The following is a 16497-nucleotide window of genomic DNA, read 5'->3' on the forward strand; positions in this document are numbered from 1 at the left end:
TTGAAAGAAAAGCAATTTTGGAATCGTATTTTAGAATTTGCTCAAGAAAGATTGACACGATCTATGTATGATTTCTATGCTACACCTGCTGAACTCATCAAAGTAGAAGAAAATACAGCTACTATATTTCTACCGAGATCAGAGATGGAAATGGTGTGGGAAAAGCAATTAAAAGATATTATCATTGCTGCTGGTTTTGAAATTTATGATTCTGAAATCAAACCTCACTATATTTTCACTAAACCTCAGAGTACAGAATCTCCTCAGGTAAATGATACGAATAGTGTCTCTACTTACGATTACACACCTGCACTACCAACGATTCCCTATTCTGAAACAGGATTAAAAGAAAAATATACCTTTGATAACTTTATTCAAGGTGATGGGAATGTTTGGGCGGTATCTGCTGCACTAGCTGTATCTGAAGATTTAGCTCTGACCTATAATCCTCTTTTCATCTATGGAGGACCTGGCCTTGGAAAGACTCACTTACTCAATGCGATTGGAAATGAGATTTTAAAAAATATTCCTGATGCGCGTGTCAAGTACATTCCTGCCGAAAGCTTTATCAATGACTTTCTTGAACACTTGCGACTTGGGGAAATGGAAAAGTTCAAAAAGACCTACCGTAGCCTTGATCTCTTGTTGATCGATGATATCCAATCTCTCAGTGGCAAAAAAGTCGCGACCCAGGAAGAATTTTTCAATACCTTCAATGCTCTTCATGATAAACAGAAACAGATTGTCCTAACCAGTGATCGAAGTCCTAAACACCTAGAAGGCCTTGAGGAAAGACTTGTTACGCGCTTTAGTTGGGGATTGACGCAAAATATCACCCCTCCTGACTTTGAAACACGTATCGCCATTCTTCAAAGTAAAACAGAGCACTTGGATTACCATTTCCAAAGTGATACTCTGGAATACTTGGCTGGCCAATTTGATTCAAATGTTCGAGAATTGGAAGGAGCAATCAACGATATCACCTTAATTGCCAGAGTGAAGAAGATTAAGGATATTACTATTGATATTGCTGCGGAAGCTATTAGAGCACGTAAGCAAGACGCCCGCCAGATACTTGTTATTCCAATTGAGAAAATCCAAACTGAAGTTGGTAATTTTTATGGAGTGAGTGTCAAAGAAATGAAGGGGACGAGACGAGTTCAAAACATCGTTTTAGCGCGTCAAGTTGCTATGTATCTAGCTAGAGAACTGACAGATAACAGTCTTCCGAAAATCGGAAAAGAATTTGGTGGAAAGGATCACACCACCGTGATTCATGCCCATGCTAAAATCAAATCATTGATTGACGAAGACGATAATTTACGTTTAGAAATGGAAGCAATCAAAAAGAAAATTAAGTAGCTTGTGGATAAGTTTTCCTTTCTTATCTTTTTTATCCACATTTTTTAAACAAGCTTAGAAGCTTAAGTTTACTAAATAGCACTCAGTTTTCCACAGAATTCACACACTCTATTATTACTATTAACTTTCTAATACTAAAAATAAATAAAGGAGAATCCATGATTCATTTTTCAATCAATAAAAATTTATTTCTACAAGCCTTAAATACTACAAAACGAGCAATAAGCTCTAAAAATGCTATTCCAATTTTATCAACAATCAAAATTGACGTTACCAATGAAGGAATTACTTTAATTGGATCAAACGGTCAAATTTCTATTGAAAATTTCATTTCTCAAAAGAATGAAGACGCTGGTCTTTTGATCACTTCTTTGGGTTCAATTCTTCTTGAAGCTTCTTTCTTTATCAATGTTGTATCCAGTCTTCCAGATGTAACGCTAGATTTCAAAGAGATTGAACAAAAACAAATTGTCTTAACAAGTGGTAAATCAGAAATTACTCTAAAAGGAAAAGATAGCGAACAATATCCTCGTATTCAAGAAATTTCAGCAAGTACTCCTTTGGTTCTTGAAACCAAACTACTCAAGAAAATTATCAATGAAACAGCTTTTGCTGCAAGTACACAAGAAAGTCGTCCAATCTTAACAGGTGTCCACTTCGTATTGAGCCAACACAAAGAACTAAAAACAGTTGCGACAGACTCACACCGTCTTAGCCAGAAGAAATTGACTCTTGAAAAAAATGGTGATGATTTCGATGTAGTAATTCCTAGTCGTTCTCTACGCGAATTTTCAGCGGTATTTACAGATGATATTGAAACTGTAGAGATTTTCTTTGCAAATAATCAAATCCTCTTTAGAAGCGAAAATATTAGCTTCTACACTCGTCTCCTAGAAGGTAATTATCCTGATACAGATCGCTTGATTCCAACAGACTTTAACACTACAATTACTTTTGATGTGGTTAATTTACGTCAATCTATGGAGCGTGCACGTCTCTTATCAAGTGCGACTCAAAATGGTACTGTGAAACTTGAAATTAAAGGTGGAGTTGTTAGCGCCCATGTTCACTCTCCAGAAGTTGGTAAAGTAAACGAAGAAATCGATACGGAGCATGTGACTGGTGATGATTTGACTATTAGTTTTAACCCAACTTACTTGATTGATTCCCTCAAGGCTTTAAATAGCGAGAAGGTGACCATTAGCTTTATCTCAGCAGTTCGTCCATTTACTCTTGTGCCAGCAGATACTGACGAAGATTTCATGCAGCTTATCACACCAGTTCGTACAAACTAAGAGAAAGAGGTTGGGCCTGGCTCGCCTCTTTTATGATATAATCAAAAAAGAAAAGGAGAGTAGTATGTATCAAGTTGGAAATTTTGTTGAGATGAAAAAAACACATGCTTGTATAATTAAGTCAACAGGAAAAAAAGCTAATCGTTGGGAAATTACACGTGTAGGGGCAGATATCAAAATAAAGTGTAGCAATTGTGACCACCTTGTTATGATGAGTCGTTATGATTTTGAACGAAAAATGAATAAGATTATTGACTAAGAACCCTTAGTTAGAGGGTTAGCAAGTTTTTCCTTTTTGTGTTATAATGTTAGGGATTGAAATGAGAACGGAGAATGAGAAACTATGGCTTTAACAGCAGGCATCGTTGGTTTGCCAAACGTTGGTAAATCAACCCTTTTTAATGCAATTACAAAAGCAGGAGCAGAGGCGGCAAACTACCCATTTGCGACTATTGATCCAAACGTTGGGATGGTGGAAGTTCCAGATGAACGCCTACAAAAACTAACAGAAATGATTACACCTAAAAAGACAGTCCCAACAACCTTTGAATTTACAGATATTGCAGGGATTGTAAAAGGAGCATCAAAAGGAGAAGGTCTAGGGAATAAATTCTTGGCCAATATCCGTGAAGTAGACGCGATTGTTCACGTAGTTCGTGCTTTTGATGATGAAAATGTGATGCGCGAGCAAGGACGTGAAGACGCCTTTGTGGATCCACTTGCAGATATTGATACCATTAACCTAGAGTTGATTCTTGCTGACTTAGAATCAGTTAATAAACGCTATGCGCGTGTAGAAAAGATGGCACGTACGCAAAAAGATAAAGAATCAGTAGCAGAATTTAATGTTCTTCAAAAGATTAAACCAGTCCTTGAAGATGGAAAATCAGCACGTACTATTGAATTTACAGATGAAGAACAAAAGGTTGTCAAAGGTCTCTTCCTTTTGACCACTAAACCAGTTCTTTATGTTGCTAATGTGGATGAGTATGTAGTTTCAGATCCAGATTCTATCGAATATGTGAAGCAAATTCGTGAATTTGCAGCGACAGAAAATGCTGAAGTAGTCGTTATTTCCGCGCGTGCTGAGGAAGAAATTTCTGAGTTAGACGATGAGGATAAGCAAGAGTTTCTTGAAGCACTTGGGTTGACAGAATCAGGCGTTGACAAGTTGACTCGTGCAGCCTATCACTTGCTTGGGCTTGGAACTTACTTCACAGCTGGTGAAAAAGAAGTCCGTGCTTGGACCTTTAAGCGAGGGATGAAAGCTCCTCAAGCAGCTGGTATTATCCACTCAGACTTTGAAAAAGGGTTTATTCGTGCAGTAACAATGTCATATGAGGATCTAGTGAAATATGGATCTGAAAAGGCTGTAAAAGAAGCTGGGCGTTTGCGTGAAGAAGGAAAAGAATATATCGTTCAAGATGGCGATATCATGGAATTCCGCTTTAACGTTTAATAATATTTAATAAATAGTGTCAATTAGGTTGGAAAAAAATTCCAACCCTTTTGGCTTTTGAAAGGAAAAATAAATGACAAAATTACTTGTTGGATTAGGAAATCCAGGGGATAAATATTTTGAAACCAAGCACAATGTTGGCTTTATGTTGATTGACCAACTAGCTAAAAAACAAAATGTCACCTTTACACACGACAAGATATTTCAAGCTGACCTAGCATCATTTTTTTTTAATGGAGAAAAAATCTATCTTGTTAAACCAACGACTTTCATGAATGAAAGTGGGAAAGCAGTTCATGCTTTATTGACTTATTATGGTTTGGATATTAAAGATTTACTCGTTATTTACGACGATCTGGACATGGAAGTTGGGAAAATTCGTTTAAGAGCAAAGGGTTCAGCAGGTGGTCATAATGGTATCAAGTCTATTATTCAGCATATAGGTACTCAGGTCTTTAATCGTGTTAAAATAGGTATCGGAAGGCCTAAAAAAGGTATGTCAGTGGTTCACCATGTTTTAAGTAAGTTTGATCAGGATGACTATCTAGGTGTTTTACAGTCAATTGACAAGGTTGACGATGCTGTAAACTACTATTTACAAGAGAAAAACTTTGAGAAAACAATGCAGAGGTATAATGGATAAATGGTGACTTTATTAGATTTATTCTCAGAAAATACTCAGATAGAAAAATGGCATCAAAATCTGATAGATAAGAAAAGACAACTAATACTTGGTTTATCAACGTCTACTAAGGCTCTTGCAATTGCAAGCAGCCTAGAAAAAGAAAATAAGATTGTGTTACTGACCTCGACTTATGGAGAAGCAGAACGAATTATCAGTGATCTTCTTTCTCTCTTAGGAGAGGAATTTGTCTATCCATTTTTAGTAGATGACTCTCCTATGATAGAGTTTTTGATGTCTTCGCAAGAAAAAATCATTTCGCGGGTTGAAGCCTTGCGTTTTTTGAATGATCCATCTAAGAAAGGGGTTTTAGTTTGTAATATCGCAGCGAGTCGATTGATTCTACCCTCTCCGACTAGATTTAAAGAAAGTATTATAAAAATTGCAGTTGGCGAAGAATATGACCAACACGAGCTACTTCACCAGTTAAAGGAAATTGGATATCGAAAAGTTACTCAAGTACAGACCCAAGGTGAGTTTAGTATTCGAGGAGATATTTTAGATATTTTTGAGATGTCTCAGTTAGAACCTTTCCGAATCGAGTTTTTTGGAGATGAAGTAGATGGTATTCGTACTTTTGAAGTCGAAACACAATTATCGAAAGAAAATCAGACAAACCTCACTATCTTTCCAGCTAGCGACATACTTTTGAGAGAAAAGGATTATCAACGAGGTCAGTCAGCTTTAGAGAAGCAAATTTCGAAGACTCTATCACCAATTTTGAAATCCTATCTAGAAGAAATTTTGTCAAGTTTTCATCAAAAACAAGTACATTCAGATAGTCGAAAGTTTTTGTCCTTATGTTACGATAAAACATGGACTGTCTTTGATTATATTGAAAAAGATACACCAGTATTCTTTGATGACTATCAAAAATTGATGAATCAGTATGAAGCTTTTGAAAGAGAATTAGCGCAATACTTTACAGAAGATTTACAGAATGGTAAATCATTTTCTGAGATGAAGTATTTTGCAGATACTGAGCAAACCTATAAAAAACAAAGTCCAGTTACCTTTTTCTCTAATCTGCAAAAGGGCTTAGGAAATCTCAAGTTTGATCACATTTATCAATTTAATCAATACCCCATGCAAGAATTCTTCAATCAGTTTTCTTTTCTTAAAGAAGAAATTGAGCGATATAAAAAAATGGACTACACTATTATCTTGCAGTCTAGCAATTCAATGGGAAGTAAGACGTTGGAGGATGTTTTAGAGGAATATCAGATCAAATTGGATTCCAGAGATAAGTCAAGTATCTGTAAAGAATCTGTAAACTTGATTGAGGGTAATCTAAGACATGGTTTTCATTTTGTAGATGAAAAAATTCTCTTGATTACTGAACATGAGATTTTTCAAAAGAAATTGAAACGTCGTTTTCGAAGACAACATGTTTCAAACGCAGAGAGATTAAAAGATTACAATGAACTTGAAAAAGGGGACTACGTTGTTCACCATATCCATGGAATTGGTCAATATCTAGGAATTGAAACAATTGAAATCAAAGGGATTCACCGTGATTATGTCAGTGTTCAATATCAAAATGGTGACCAAATCTCTATCCCAGTAGAGCAGATTCAGTTACTGTCTAAATATGTTTCAAGTGATGGGAAACCTCCAAAACTCAATAAATTAAATGACGGTCATTTCAAAAAGGCCAAGCAAAAAGTTAAGAACCAGGTAGAGGATATAGCTGACGATTTAATAAAACTCTATTCTGAACGCAGTCAATTGAAAGGCTTTGCTTTCTCAGCTGATGATGATGATCAACATGCTTTTGATGATGCTTTCCCTTATGTTGAAACGGATGATCAACTTCGTAGTATTGAGGAAATCAAGAGAGATATGCAGGATTCTCATCCCATGGATCGACTTTTAGTTGGGGATGTTGGTTTTGGAAAGACTGAAGTTGCAATGCGTGCAGCATTTAAGGCTGTCAATGATCACAAACAGGTTGTTGTTCTAGTTCCGACGACGGTGTTAGCACAACAACACTATACGAATTTTAAGGAAAGATTCCAAAATTTTGCTGTTAATATTGATGTGTTGAGTCGCTTTAGAAGTAAAAAAGAGCAGGCAGAGACACTTGAAAAATTAAAGAATGGTCAAGTTGATATTTTGATTGGAACGCATCGTGTTTTGTCAAAAGATGTTGTATTTTCTGATTTGGGCTTGATGATTATTGATGAGGAACAACGATTCGGTGTTAAGCATAAGGAAACTTTGAAAGAACTGAAAAAACAAGTAGATGTTCTAACCTTGACAGCAACGCCGATTCCTCGTACTCTTCATATGTCTATGCTAGGAATCAGAGATTTGTCTGTCATTGAAACTCCTCCAACCAATCGCTATCCTGTTCAAACCTATGTTTTGGAAAAGAATGATAGTGTGATTCGTGATGCTGTCTTGCGTGAAATGGAACGTGGAGGTCAAGTTTACTATCTTTACAACAAAGTTGACACTATTGATCGGAAGGTTTCAGAATTACAAGAGTTGATTCCAGAAGCTTCGATTGGGTATGTTCATGGACAAATGAGTGAAATTCAGTTGGAAAATACTTTATTGGACTTTATTGAAGGTCAGTATGATATTTTGGTGACAACTACTATTATTGAGACAGGAGTGGATATTCCAAACGCCAATACCTTATTTATTGAAAATGCAGACCACATGGGCTTGTCAACCTTGTATCAATTAAGAGGAAGAGTTGGTCGTAGCAATCGCATCGCTTATGCCTATCTCATGTATCGTCCAGAAAAATCAATCAGTGAAGTTTCTGAGAAGAGATTAGAAGCTATTAAGGGATTTACAGAATTAGGCTCAGGATTTAAGATTGCGATGCGAGATCTTTCGATTCGCGGAGCAGGAAATCTCCTAGGAAAGTCCCAGTCTGGTTTCATTGATTCTGTTGGTTTTGAATTGTATTCGCAGTTACTAGAGGAAGCTATTGCTAAACGGAACGGCAATGGGAATAAAAGAAGCAAAGGAAATGCTGAGTTGATTTTACAAATCGACGCCTATCTTCCTGACACTTATATTTCTGACCAACGACATAAGATTGAAATTTACAAGAAAATTCGTCAAATTGGCAATCGTGTCAACTATGAAGAACTACAAGAAGAATTGATGGATCGCTTTGGAGAATACCCAGATGTAGTAGTCTACCTTTTAGAGATTGGTTTGGTTAAGTCATATTTGGACAAGGTCTTTGTAGAACGTGTGGAAAGAAAAGATAACAAGATTACAGTTCAATTTGAAAAAGTCACTCAACGACTATTCTTGGCTCAAGATTATTTTAAAGCTTTATCCGCAACGAACTTAAAAGCAGCCATAGCTGAGAATAAGGGATTAATGGAAGTTGTATTCGATGTCCGAAACAAGAAGGATTATGAAATTTTAGAAGGTTTGCTGATTTTTGGAGAAAGTTTATTAGAGATAAAAGAATCAAAGGAAGCAAATCCCATTTAACATTTTTCTTCTATAAAAAGGATAAAAATGGTACAATAATAATTTGAGGTAATAAAAATGAGATTAGACAAGTATTTAAAAGTATCACGAATTATTAAGCGCCGCACAGTCGCAAAAGAAGTAGCAGATAAAGGTAGAATCAAGGTAAATGGAATTTTGGCCAAAAGTTCAACGGATTTGAAAGTTGATGACCAAGTTGAAATTCGCTTTGGAAATAAGTTGTTGCTTGTTAAAGTACTAGAAATGAAAGATAGTACAAAAAAAGAAGATGCAGCAGGCATGTATGAAATTCTCAGTGAAACACGGGTAGAAGAAAATGTCTAAAAATATTGTACAGATGAATAATTCTTTTATTCAAAATGAACATCAACGTCGTCGTTACCTGATGAAGGAGAGACAAAAACGAAATCGTTTTATGGGTTTGGTCCTTATTTTGATGATCTTGTTGTTTATTTTACCAACTTATAACTTGGCTCAAAGCTATGATCAGTTACTGCAACGCCGTCAGCAATTGACAGAGTTGAAAGAGCAGTACCAAACTCTTAGTGACGAAAAGGATAAGGAATCTGCTTTTGCTGCAAAGTTGAAAGATGAAGACTATGTAGCAAAATATGCACGCGCCAAGTACTATTACTCAAAGAAACGAGAAGCAATTTACACAATTCCTGATTTGCTTCCGAGGTAATGTCATGGAAAATTTATTGGAAGTTGTTGAGCAATTTTTAAGTTTATCAGATGAAAAATTAGAGGAATTGGCAGCTAAAAACCATTTATTACGATTACAAGAAGAAAGGGAAGAGAAGAATGCGTAAGTTCTTAGTAGTTTTATTGCTACCTGCTTTTATCATAACCTCAAGAGTAGTTAGCACAGAAAAACAGCTTTCTTACTCTTCGCAAGAAATTTATTATCTAACCGAGTCTGATTATGGATTCTACTATAAAGAAACTCTGGAATCCCCAATGGTATATGGAGAAACAGCCGTCTATGCTAATGAGGATCTTGTTAAGGAGTCTGGTAAATTGATTCCTGGAACCACCTTTAAAATCGTAGAATGGCGTTTGAATAGACAAGGTGCTCCTGTTTTTAAATTAGATAATCACCAGTTTATTCTTGCAGATAAGCGTTTGGTCTATGATCAAAGTCAAGTTCAAACTCAAAATAGACAAGTATGGTTGGAGTCAGGGTTTGTTATCTATAACAGCCCTTATGACACTAAAGAAATTTCTTCATTCCTCTCTCCCTATCAACGCGTAACAGTGGATAGAACCCTCTTTGCTGAGGGACAAGAATTTCTTCATATTGATCAAGTTGGGTGGGTATCAAAAGAGTTCGTCTCGGAAGAAGACAATCGCATCCAGAAGGTTCAAGAAGTTTTATCAAACAACTATCAGAACGAAAATTATTCTATTTATGTTAAACAACTGAGTACAGGTAAAGAGGCTGGGGTGAATGAAGACAGCAAATTTTATGCAGCTAGCATCTTGAAACTAGCCTATCTTTATTATGCTCAAGATAAGATAAATCAAGGAGAGTATACGTTAGACAGTAGCTTCAAGTATGTCCCGGAAGTAAATAGTTTCCCTGGGTCCTATAAACCAGAAGGTAGTGGTAGCTTACCTAAAAAAGAAGATAACAAAGAATACAGTCTTCAACAGTTAATTACCAAGGTAACAAAAGAGTCTGATAATGTTGCTCATAATATTTTAGGTTATTACGTGACCAATCAATCTGACGGGGCTTTCAAAGAAAAAATGTCCACCATTATGGGCGAAGATTGGGATGTGAATGATAAACTAACTTCTTCAAAAATGGCTGGAAAAGTCATGGAAGCTATTTATAATCAGAATGGTTTTGTCTTAGAGTCTCTAGGTAAGACTGATTTTGACAACCAACGAATCGCAAAAGGTGTTTCGGTTAAGGTAGCTCATAAAATCGGAGATGCGGATGAGTTTAAACATGACACTGCGATTGTTTATACGGATTCTCCTTTTGTTCTTTCCATTTTCACCAAAAATTCTGATTATGACACTATTGCTAAGATAGCCAAGGACGTCTATGAGGTTCTAAAATGAGGGAGCAGGATTTTTTAAATCATTTTCTCCAAAAAGAGTATTTCAAAAAATATTCTAAAGTCGTATTGGCTCTGTCTGGTGGACTGGATTCGATGTTTTTATTTCATCTATTGTCTACTTATCAAGAAGAGTTGGAAATTGAGCTGATTTTAGCTCATGTCAATCACAAGCAGAGAAGTGAGTCTGACTGGGAGGAAAATGAACTAAGGAAGTTAGCTGATGCAGCTGGACTTCCTATTTATATCACAAGCTTTTCAGGAGACTTTTCAGAAGCGCGTGCTCGAGAGTTTCGTTATGATTTTTTTAGGAAAATCATGAAAGAGGTTGGAGCGACTGCCTTGGTCACTGCCCACCATGCAGATGATCAGGTTGAAACGATTTTGATGCGCTTGATTCGAGGAAGTCGACTACGCCATTTAACAGGAATAAAAGAAATTCAAGTAGTTGATGATATTGAAATCATCCGACCCTTGTTGCATTTTCATAAAACAGACTTCCCACCAATTTTTCATTTCGAAGATCAAACAAATCAGGAAAATACCTATTTTCGCAATCGCATTCGGAATAGGTATTTACCAGAACTTGAAAAAGAAAATCCTCGTCTTAAATCCGCCCTTTTAGATTTTGGAATGGAAGTTTCAGATTACCAAGCAACAATAATGGAACTTTCTGAACAGATTGATGTGGAAGATTTGAATGAGCTTTTCTCATATTCCCAACAAACTCAAGGGGTCTTGCTTCAGAACTATCTTAATCAATTTCCAGACTTAAATCTGACAAAGGCTCAGTTTGCTGAAGTTCGACAGATTTTAGCAACGAAAAGTCAGTATTGTCATTCTCTTAAAAATGGCTACGAATTGATAAAAGAGTATCAACGGTTTCAAATTTGTAAAATCAGTCCTCAGGCCGATGAAAAGGAAGATGAACTTGTGTTACACTATCAAAATCAAGTTCGATATATGGGCTATTTATTTTCCTTTGGCATTCCTATTGAAGGGGATTTTGTTCAAAAAGTAACGGTTTCACGGGAAACATCTGTACATATTAGATGTCGAAAACCTGGCGATGTTATTACCCTGAATGGTCATCGAAAGAAACTGAGACGTTTATTTATAGATTTGAAAATCCCTATTGAAAAACGAAAAACAACCCCTATTATTGAGCAATTTGGAGAAATTGTCTCAATTTCAGGAATTGCGACCAGTGATTTGAGTAAAAACACGAAAAATGATATAATGAACACTGTGATTTATATAGAAAAAATAGATAGGTAAAAAGATGTTAGAACACGATATTAAAAAAATCCTCGTTTCACATGATGAAATTACAGAAGCAGCTAAAAAGCTAGGTGCGCAACTAACAAAAGAATATGAGGGGAAAAATCCAATTCTTATTGGAATTTTGAAAGGATCGATTCCTTTTATGGCTGAATTGGTTAAGCATATTGATACGCATATCGAGATGGACTTCATGATGGTATCTAGCTACCATGGTGGAACTGCAAGTAGTGGTGTGATCAATATCAAGCAAGACGTGACTCAAGATATCAAAGGAAGACATGTTCTATTTGTAGAAGATATCATCGATACTGGTCAAACCTTGAAGAATTTGAGAGATATGTTTATTGCAAGAGAAGCAGCTTCTGTTAAAATTGCGACTTTGTTGGACAAACCAGAGGGACGCGTTGTTGAAATTGAGGCAGATTATACTTGCTTTACTATTCCAAATGAGTTTGTAGTAGGTTATGGTTTGGACTATAAAGAAAATTATCGTAACCTTCCTTATGTCGGAGTATTGAAAGAAGAAGTTTATTCAAATTAGAAAGATTTATCTTTAATGAAAAAACAAAATAATGGTTTAGTTAGAAATCCATTTCTATACTTGTTAATTATCTTCTTCCTAGTGACAGGATTCCAGTATTTTTACTCTGGAAATACTGCTGGACGAAGTGAAAAAATTAACTATACAGAATTGGTAAAAGAAATTACAGCAGACAATGTAAAAGAATTAACCTATCAGCCAAATGGCAGCATCATTGAAGTGTCTGGTGTTTATAAAAATCCTAAGACTAGTAAAGAAGAAACAGGAATTCAATTTTTCACTCCTACAGCTACAACAGTAGAAAGATTCTCAAGTACTATTCTTCCGTCTGATTCAACAGTGTCAGAATTGCAAAAACTTGCTTCTGAACATCAGGCAGAAGTAACAGTCAAACATGAGAGTTCAAGCGGTATGTGGATCAATATCCTTGTGTCTGTTGTCCCATTTGCTATTCTCTTCTTCTTCCTATTCTCTATGATGGGAAATATGGGAGGAAATAGTGGCCGAAATCCAATGAGTTTTGGACGTAGCAAGGCCAAAGCTGCTAACAAAGAAGATATCAAGGTACGATTCTCAGATGTTGCAGGTGCCGAGGAAGAAAAACAAGAATTAGTAGAAGTTGTTGAATTCCTAAAAGATCCAAAACGATTTACAAAACTTGGTGCGCGTATTCCTGCAGGTGTTCTTTTGGAGGGACCTCCGGGAACAGGTAAGACATTACTTGCTAAGGCAGTTGCTGGGGAAGCAGGTGTTCCATTCTTTAGTATCTCAGGTTCTGACTTTGTAGAAATGTTTGTCGGAGTTGGTGCAAGCCGCGTTCGTTCTCTTTTTGAGGATGCAAAAAAAGCAGCGCCAGCCATCATCTTTATCGATGAAATTGATGCCGTTGGTCGCCAACGTGGTGTCGGTCTTGGTGGAGGTAATGATGAACGTGAACAAACCTTGAACCAACTCTTGATTGAGATGGATGGTTTTGAGGGAAATGAAGGAATCATCGTTATCGCTGCGACGAACCGTTCAGATGTTCTAGATCCAGCTCTTCTCCGTCCAGGACGTTTTGATAGAAAAGTCTTAGTTGGTCGCCCTGATGTTAAAGGTCGTGAAGCAATCTTGAAAGTTCATGCTAAAAATAAACCTCTGGCAGACGATGTTGATTTGAAACTAGTTGCCCAACAAACCCCAGGATTTGTGGGAGCTGACTTAGAAAATGTTCTAAATGAAGCGGCCTTAGTTGCTGCTCGTCGCAACAAATCAATCATTGATGCTTCAGATATTGATGAGGCAGAGGACAGAGTGATTGCTGGGCCGTCTAAGAAAGATAAAACAGTATCACAAAGGGAACGTGAATTGGTTGCTTATCATGAGGCTGGACATACCATTGTTGGTTTAGTCTTGTCAAATGCCCGTGTTGTTCATAAAGTTACCATTGTACCACGTGGACGTGCAGGTGGCTACATGATTGCACTTCCGAAAGAGGATCAAATGCTTCTATCTAAAGAAGACATGAAAGAGCAATTGGCAGGTTTGATGGGTGGTCGTGTAGCTGAAGAGATTATCTTTAATGTCCAAACGACAGGAGCTTCAAATGACTTTGAACAAGCTACACAGATGGCGCGTGCAATGGTCACTGAATACGGTATGAGTGAAAAACTTGGCCCAGTTCAATACGAAGGTAATCATGCTATGTTTGGTGCACAAAGTCCTCAAAAATCAATTTCAGAACAAACAGCCTATGAGATTGATGAGGAAGTTCGTTCATTATTAAATGAGGCACGAAACAAAGCTGCTGAAATTATCCAATCAAATCGTGAAACCCACAAACTGATTGCAGAAGCATTGTTGAAATACGAAACATTAGATAGTACACAGATTAAATCTCTTTACGAAACAGGTAAAATGCCTGAGACCGTAGAAGAGGAATCACATGCACTATCTTATGATGAAGTAAAATCAAAAATGAGTGAAGAAAAATAAATTTAGAGAGGTTCAACCTCTCTTTTTATGTTCTAATGTGATGGCTACCGAGCAGATGCCTTGATAGTTGACCCTCCACGTACAGGTTTAGATGATAAGCTACTGGATACCATTCTGACCTATGTTCCAGAAAAAATGGTCTATGTATCTTGCAATGTTTCGACCTTGGCACGAGATTTGGTTAAACTAGTAAAAGTCTATGACCTCCAGTATATCCAGTCGGTCGATATGTTTCCCCACACTGCACGAACAGAAGCAGTGGTTAAGTTAGTGAAGAAAAGAAAAATCAAATTCACTGAAAAAAGTTCTTGACAAAGGCGGAAAAGTAGGTATAATAGAAAGAGTTGAAAAGCTCAAGGTCCGTTGGTCAAGGGGTTAAGACACCGCCTTTTCACGGCGGTAACACGGGTTCGAATCCCGTACGGACTATGGGTATATTGTGGTAAAAAAACTTGGAAAAAAGTTTAAAAAATCTGTTGACAGAGACAGATGGCTGTGATATACTAATATAGTTGTCGCTTGAGAGAGAATGAGTGACAAAGACCTTTGAAAACTGAACAAGACGAACCAATGTGCAGGGCACTATAACTGAGGTTATAGTACTGAACAATGAAAAAAACAATAAATCTGTCAGTGACAGAAATGAGTGAGAACTCAAACTTTTAATGAGAGTTTGATCCTGGCTCAGGACGAACGCTGGCGGCGTGCCTAATACATGCAAGTAGAACGCTGAAGGAGGAGCTTGCTTCTCTGGATGAGTTGCGAACGGGTGAGTAACGCGTAGGTAACCTGCCTGGTAGCGGGGGATAACTATTGGAAACGATAGCTAATACCGCATAAGAGTAGATGTTGCATGACATATACTTAAAAGGTGCAATTGCATCACTACCAGATGGACCTGCGTTGTATTAGCTAGTTGGTGAGGTAACGGCTCACCAAGGCAACGATACATAGCCGACCTGAGAGGGTGATCGGCCACACTGGGACTGAGACACGGCCCAGACTCCTACGGGAGGCAGCAGTAGGGAATCTTCGGCAATGGACGGAAGTCTGACCGAGCAACGCCGCGTGAGTGAAGAAGGTTTTCGGATCGTAAAGCTCTGTTGTAAGAGAAGAACGAGTGTGAGAGTGGAAAGTTCACACTGTGACGGTATCTTACCAGAAAGGGACGGCTAACTACGTGCCAGCAGCCGCGGTAATACGTAGGTCCCGAGCGTTGTCCGGATTTATTGGGCGTAAAGCGAGCGCAGGCGGTTAGATAAGTCTGAAGTTAAAGGCTGTGGCTTAACCATAGTACGCTTTGGAAACTGTTTAACTTGAGTGCAAGAGGGGAGAGTGGAATTCCATGTGTAGCGGTGAAATGCGTAGATATATGGAGGAACACCGGTGGCGAAAGCGGCTCTCTGGCTTGTAACTGACGCTGAGGCTCGAAAGCGTGGGGAGCAAACAGGATTAGATACCCTGGTAGTCCACGCCGTAAACGATGAGTGCTAGGTGTTAGACCCTTTCCGGGGTTTAGTGCCGCAGCTAACGCATTAAGCACTCCGCCTGGGGAGTACGACCGCAAGGTTGAAACTCAAAGGAATTGACGGGGGCCCGCACAAGCGGTGGAGCATGTGGTTTAATTCGAAGCAACGCGAAGAACCTTACCAGGTCTTGACATCCCTCTGACCGCTCTAGAGATAGAGTTTTCCTTCGGGACAGAGGTGACAGGTGGTGCATGGTTGTCGTCAGCTCGTGTCGTGAGATGTTGGGTTAAGTCCCGCAACGAGCGCAACCCCTATTGTTAGTTGCCATCATTCAGTTGGGCACTCTAGCGAGACTGCCGGTAATAAACCGGAGGAAGGTGGGGATGACGTCAAATCATCATGCCCCTTATGACCTGGGCTACACACGTGCTACAATGGCTGGTACAACGAGTCGCAAGCCGGTGACGGCAAGCTAATCTCTTAAAGCCAGTCTCAGTTCGGATTGTAGGCTGCAACTCGCCTACATGAAGTCGGAATCGCTAGTAATCGCGGATCAGCACGCCGCGGTGAATACGTTCCCGGGCCTTGTACACACCGCCCGTCACACCACGAGAGTTTGTAACACCCGAAGTCGGTGAGGTAACCTTTTAGGAGCCAGCCGCCTAAGGTGGGATAGATGATTGGGGTGAAGTCGTAACAAGGTAGCCGTATCGGAAGGTGCGGCTGGATCACCTCCTTTCTAAGGATAAGGAACTGCACATTGGTCTTGTTTAGTCTTGAGAGGTCTTGTGGGGCCTTAGCTCAGCTGGGAGAGCGCCTGCTTTGCACGCAGGAGGTCAGCGGTTCGATCCCGCTAGGCTCCATTGGTGAGAGATCACCAAGTAATGCACATTGAAA

General features: G+C 38.3%; 13 protein-coding genes, 2 tRNA genes, 1 rRNA gene and 1 pseudogene. All 17 read left to right on the forward strand.

What is annotated here, in order from left to right:
* The 17 genes and pseudogenes from dnaA (at position 1) to MP387_RS00080 (ending at position 16463) form a co-directional block, all read left to right on the forward strand.
* Positions 1-1362 (forward strand): chromosomal replication initiator protein DnaA, encoded by a 1362-nt coding sequence (gene dnaA, locus MP387_RS00005; RefSeq protein WP_061853355.1) that lies wholly within the window; start codon positions 1-3, stop codon positions 1360-1362.
* Between the two features lie 158 nt (positions 1363-1520).
* The gene (gene dnaN, locus MP387_RS00010; RefSeq protein ID WP_242746626.1) at positions 1521-2657 is read left to right on the forward strand and encodes a DNA polymerase III subunit beta; all 1137 of its coding nucleotides are present in this window, start codon (positions 1521-1523) and stop codon (positions 2655-2657) included.
* A gap of 64 nt (positions 2658-2721) precedes the next feature.
* On the forward strand, positions 2722-2916 hold the full coding sequence (locus tag MP387_RS00015; RefSeq protein ID WP_242746630.1) for a DUF951 domain-containing protein: 195 nt from the start codon (positions 2722-2724) through the stop codon (positions 2914-2916).
* 84 nt (positions 2917-3000) lie between these two features.
* Positions 3001-4116 (forward strand): redox-regulated ATPase YchF, encoded by a 1116-nt coding sequence (gene ychF / locus MP387_RS00020; RefSeq protein WP_242746632.1) that lies wholly within the window; start codon positions 3001-3003, stop codon positions 4114-4116.
* Positions 4117-4189: 73 nt separating this feature from the next.
* Positions 4190-4759 carry an aminoacyl-tRNA hydrolase gene (gene pth, locus MP387_RS00025; protein ID WP_242746635.1) on the forward strand — a complete coding sequence of 190 codons (570 nt, stop codon included), beginning with the start codon at positions 4190-4192 and terminating at the stop codon, positions 4757-4759.
* Positions 4760-8263 carry a transcription-repair coupling factor gene (gene mfd / locus MP387_RS00030; RefSeq protein ID WP_242746639.1) on the forward strand — a complete coding sequence of 1168 codons (3504 nt, stop codon included), beginning with the start codon at positions 4760-4762 and terminating at the stop codon, positions 8261-8263. It begins immediately after the preceding gene.
* A 57-nt stretch (positions 8264-8320) separates the two neighbouring features.
* Positions 8321-8587 carry an RNA-binding S4 domain-containing protein gene (locus MP387_RS00035; RefSeq protein ID WP_001234975.1) on the forward strand — a complete coding sequence of 89 codons (267 nt, stop codon included), beginning with the start codon at positions 8321-8323 and terminating at the stop codon, positions 8585-8587.
* Complete coding sequence (locus MP387_RS00040; protein ID WP_242746642.1) at positions 8580-8948, forward strand: septum formation initiator family protein; 369 nt, start codon at positions 8580-8582, stop codon at positions 8946-8948. The genes MP387_RS00035 and MP387_RS00040 overlap by 8 nt, the downstream gene beginning before the upstream one ends.
* A gap of 4 nt (positions 8949-8952) precedes the next feature.
* Positions 8953-9075: an SP_0009 family protein gene (locus tag MP387_RS09130; RefSeq protein ID WP_000429343.1), complete on the forward strand. Its 123-nt coding sequence runs from the start codon at positions 8953-8955 to the stop codon at positions 9073-9075.
* A complete protein-coding gene (locus tag MP387_RS00045) occupies positions 9068-10336 on the forward strand; it encodes a serine hydrolase (RefSeq protein WP_242746645.1) in 1269 nt (422 codons plus the stop codon). The genes MP387_RS09130 and MP387_RS00045 overlap by 8 nt, the downstream gene beginning before the upstream one ends.
* A complete protein-coding gene (gene tilS / locus MP387_RS00050; RefSeq protein ID WP_242746649.1) occupies positions 10333-11610 on the forward strand; it encodes a tRNA lysidine(34) synthetase TilS in 1278 nt (425 codons plus the stop codon). Before MP387_RS00045 ends, tilS begins: the two co-directional genes overlap by 4 nt.
* Positions 11611-11614: 4 nt before the next feature.
* Entirely contained in the window at positions 11615-12157 is a 543-nt protein-coding gene (gene hpt, locus MP387_RS00055) for a hypoxanthine phosphoribosyltransferase (protein ID WP_000889402.1), read from the forward strand.
* Between the two features lie 15 nt (positions 12158-12172).
* Positions 12173-14131: an ATP-dependent zinc metalloprotease FtsH gene (gene ftsH, locus MP387_RS00060; protein WP_000744587.1), complete on the forward strand. Its 1959-nt coding sequence runs from the start codon at positions 12173-12175 to the stop codon at positions 14129-14131.
* Between the two features lie 39 nt (positions 14132-14170).
* A pseudogene (locus MP387_RS00065) lies at positions 14171-14443 on the forward strand (23S rRNA (uracil(1939)-C(5))-methyltransferase RlmD); the annotation flags it as partial.
* Between the two features lie 45 nt (positions 14444-14488).
* A tRNA-Glu gene (locus MP387_RS00070) sits at positions 14489-14560 on the forward strand.
* A gap of 232 nt (positions 14561-14792) precedes the next feature.
* Positions 14793-16339: ribosomal RNA gene (locus MP387_RS00075) — 16S ribosomal RNA — on the forward strand.
* 51 nt (positions 16340-16390) lie between these two features.
* Positions 16391-16463: transfer RNA gene (locus tag MP387_RS00080), tRNA-Ala, on the forward strand.
* Positions 16464-16497: the final 34 nt, after the last annotated feature.

This window comes from Streptococcus oralis (genome assembly GCF_022749195.1).
GTDB lineage: Bacteria > Bacillota > Bacilli > Lactobacillales > Streptococcaceae > Streptococcus > Streptococcus oralis_CI.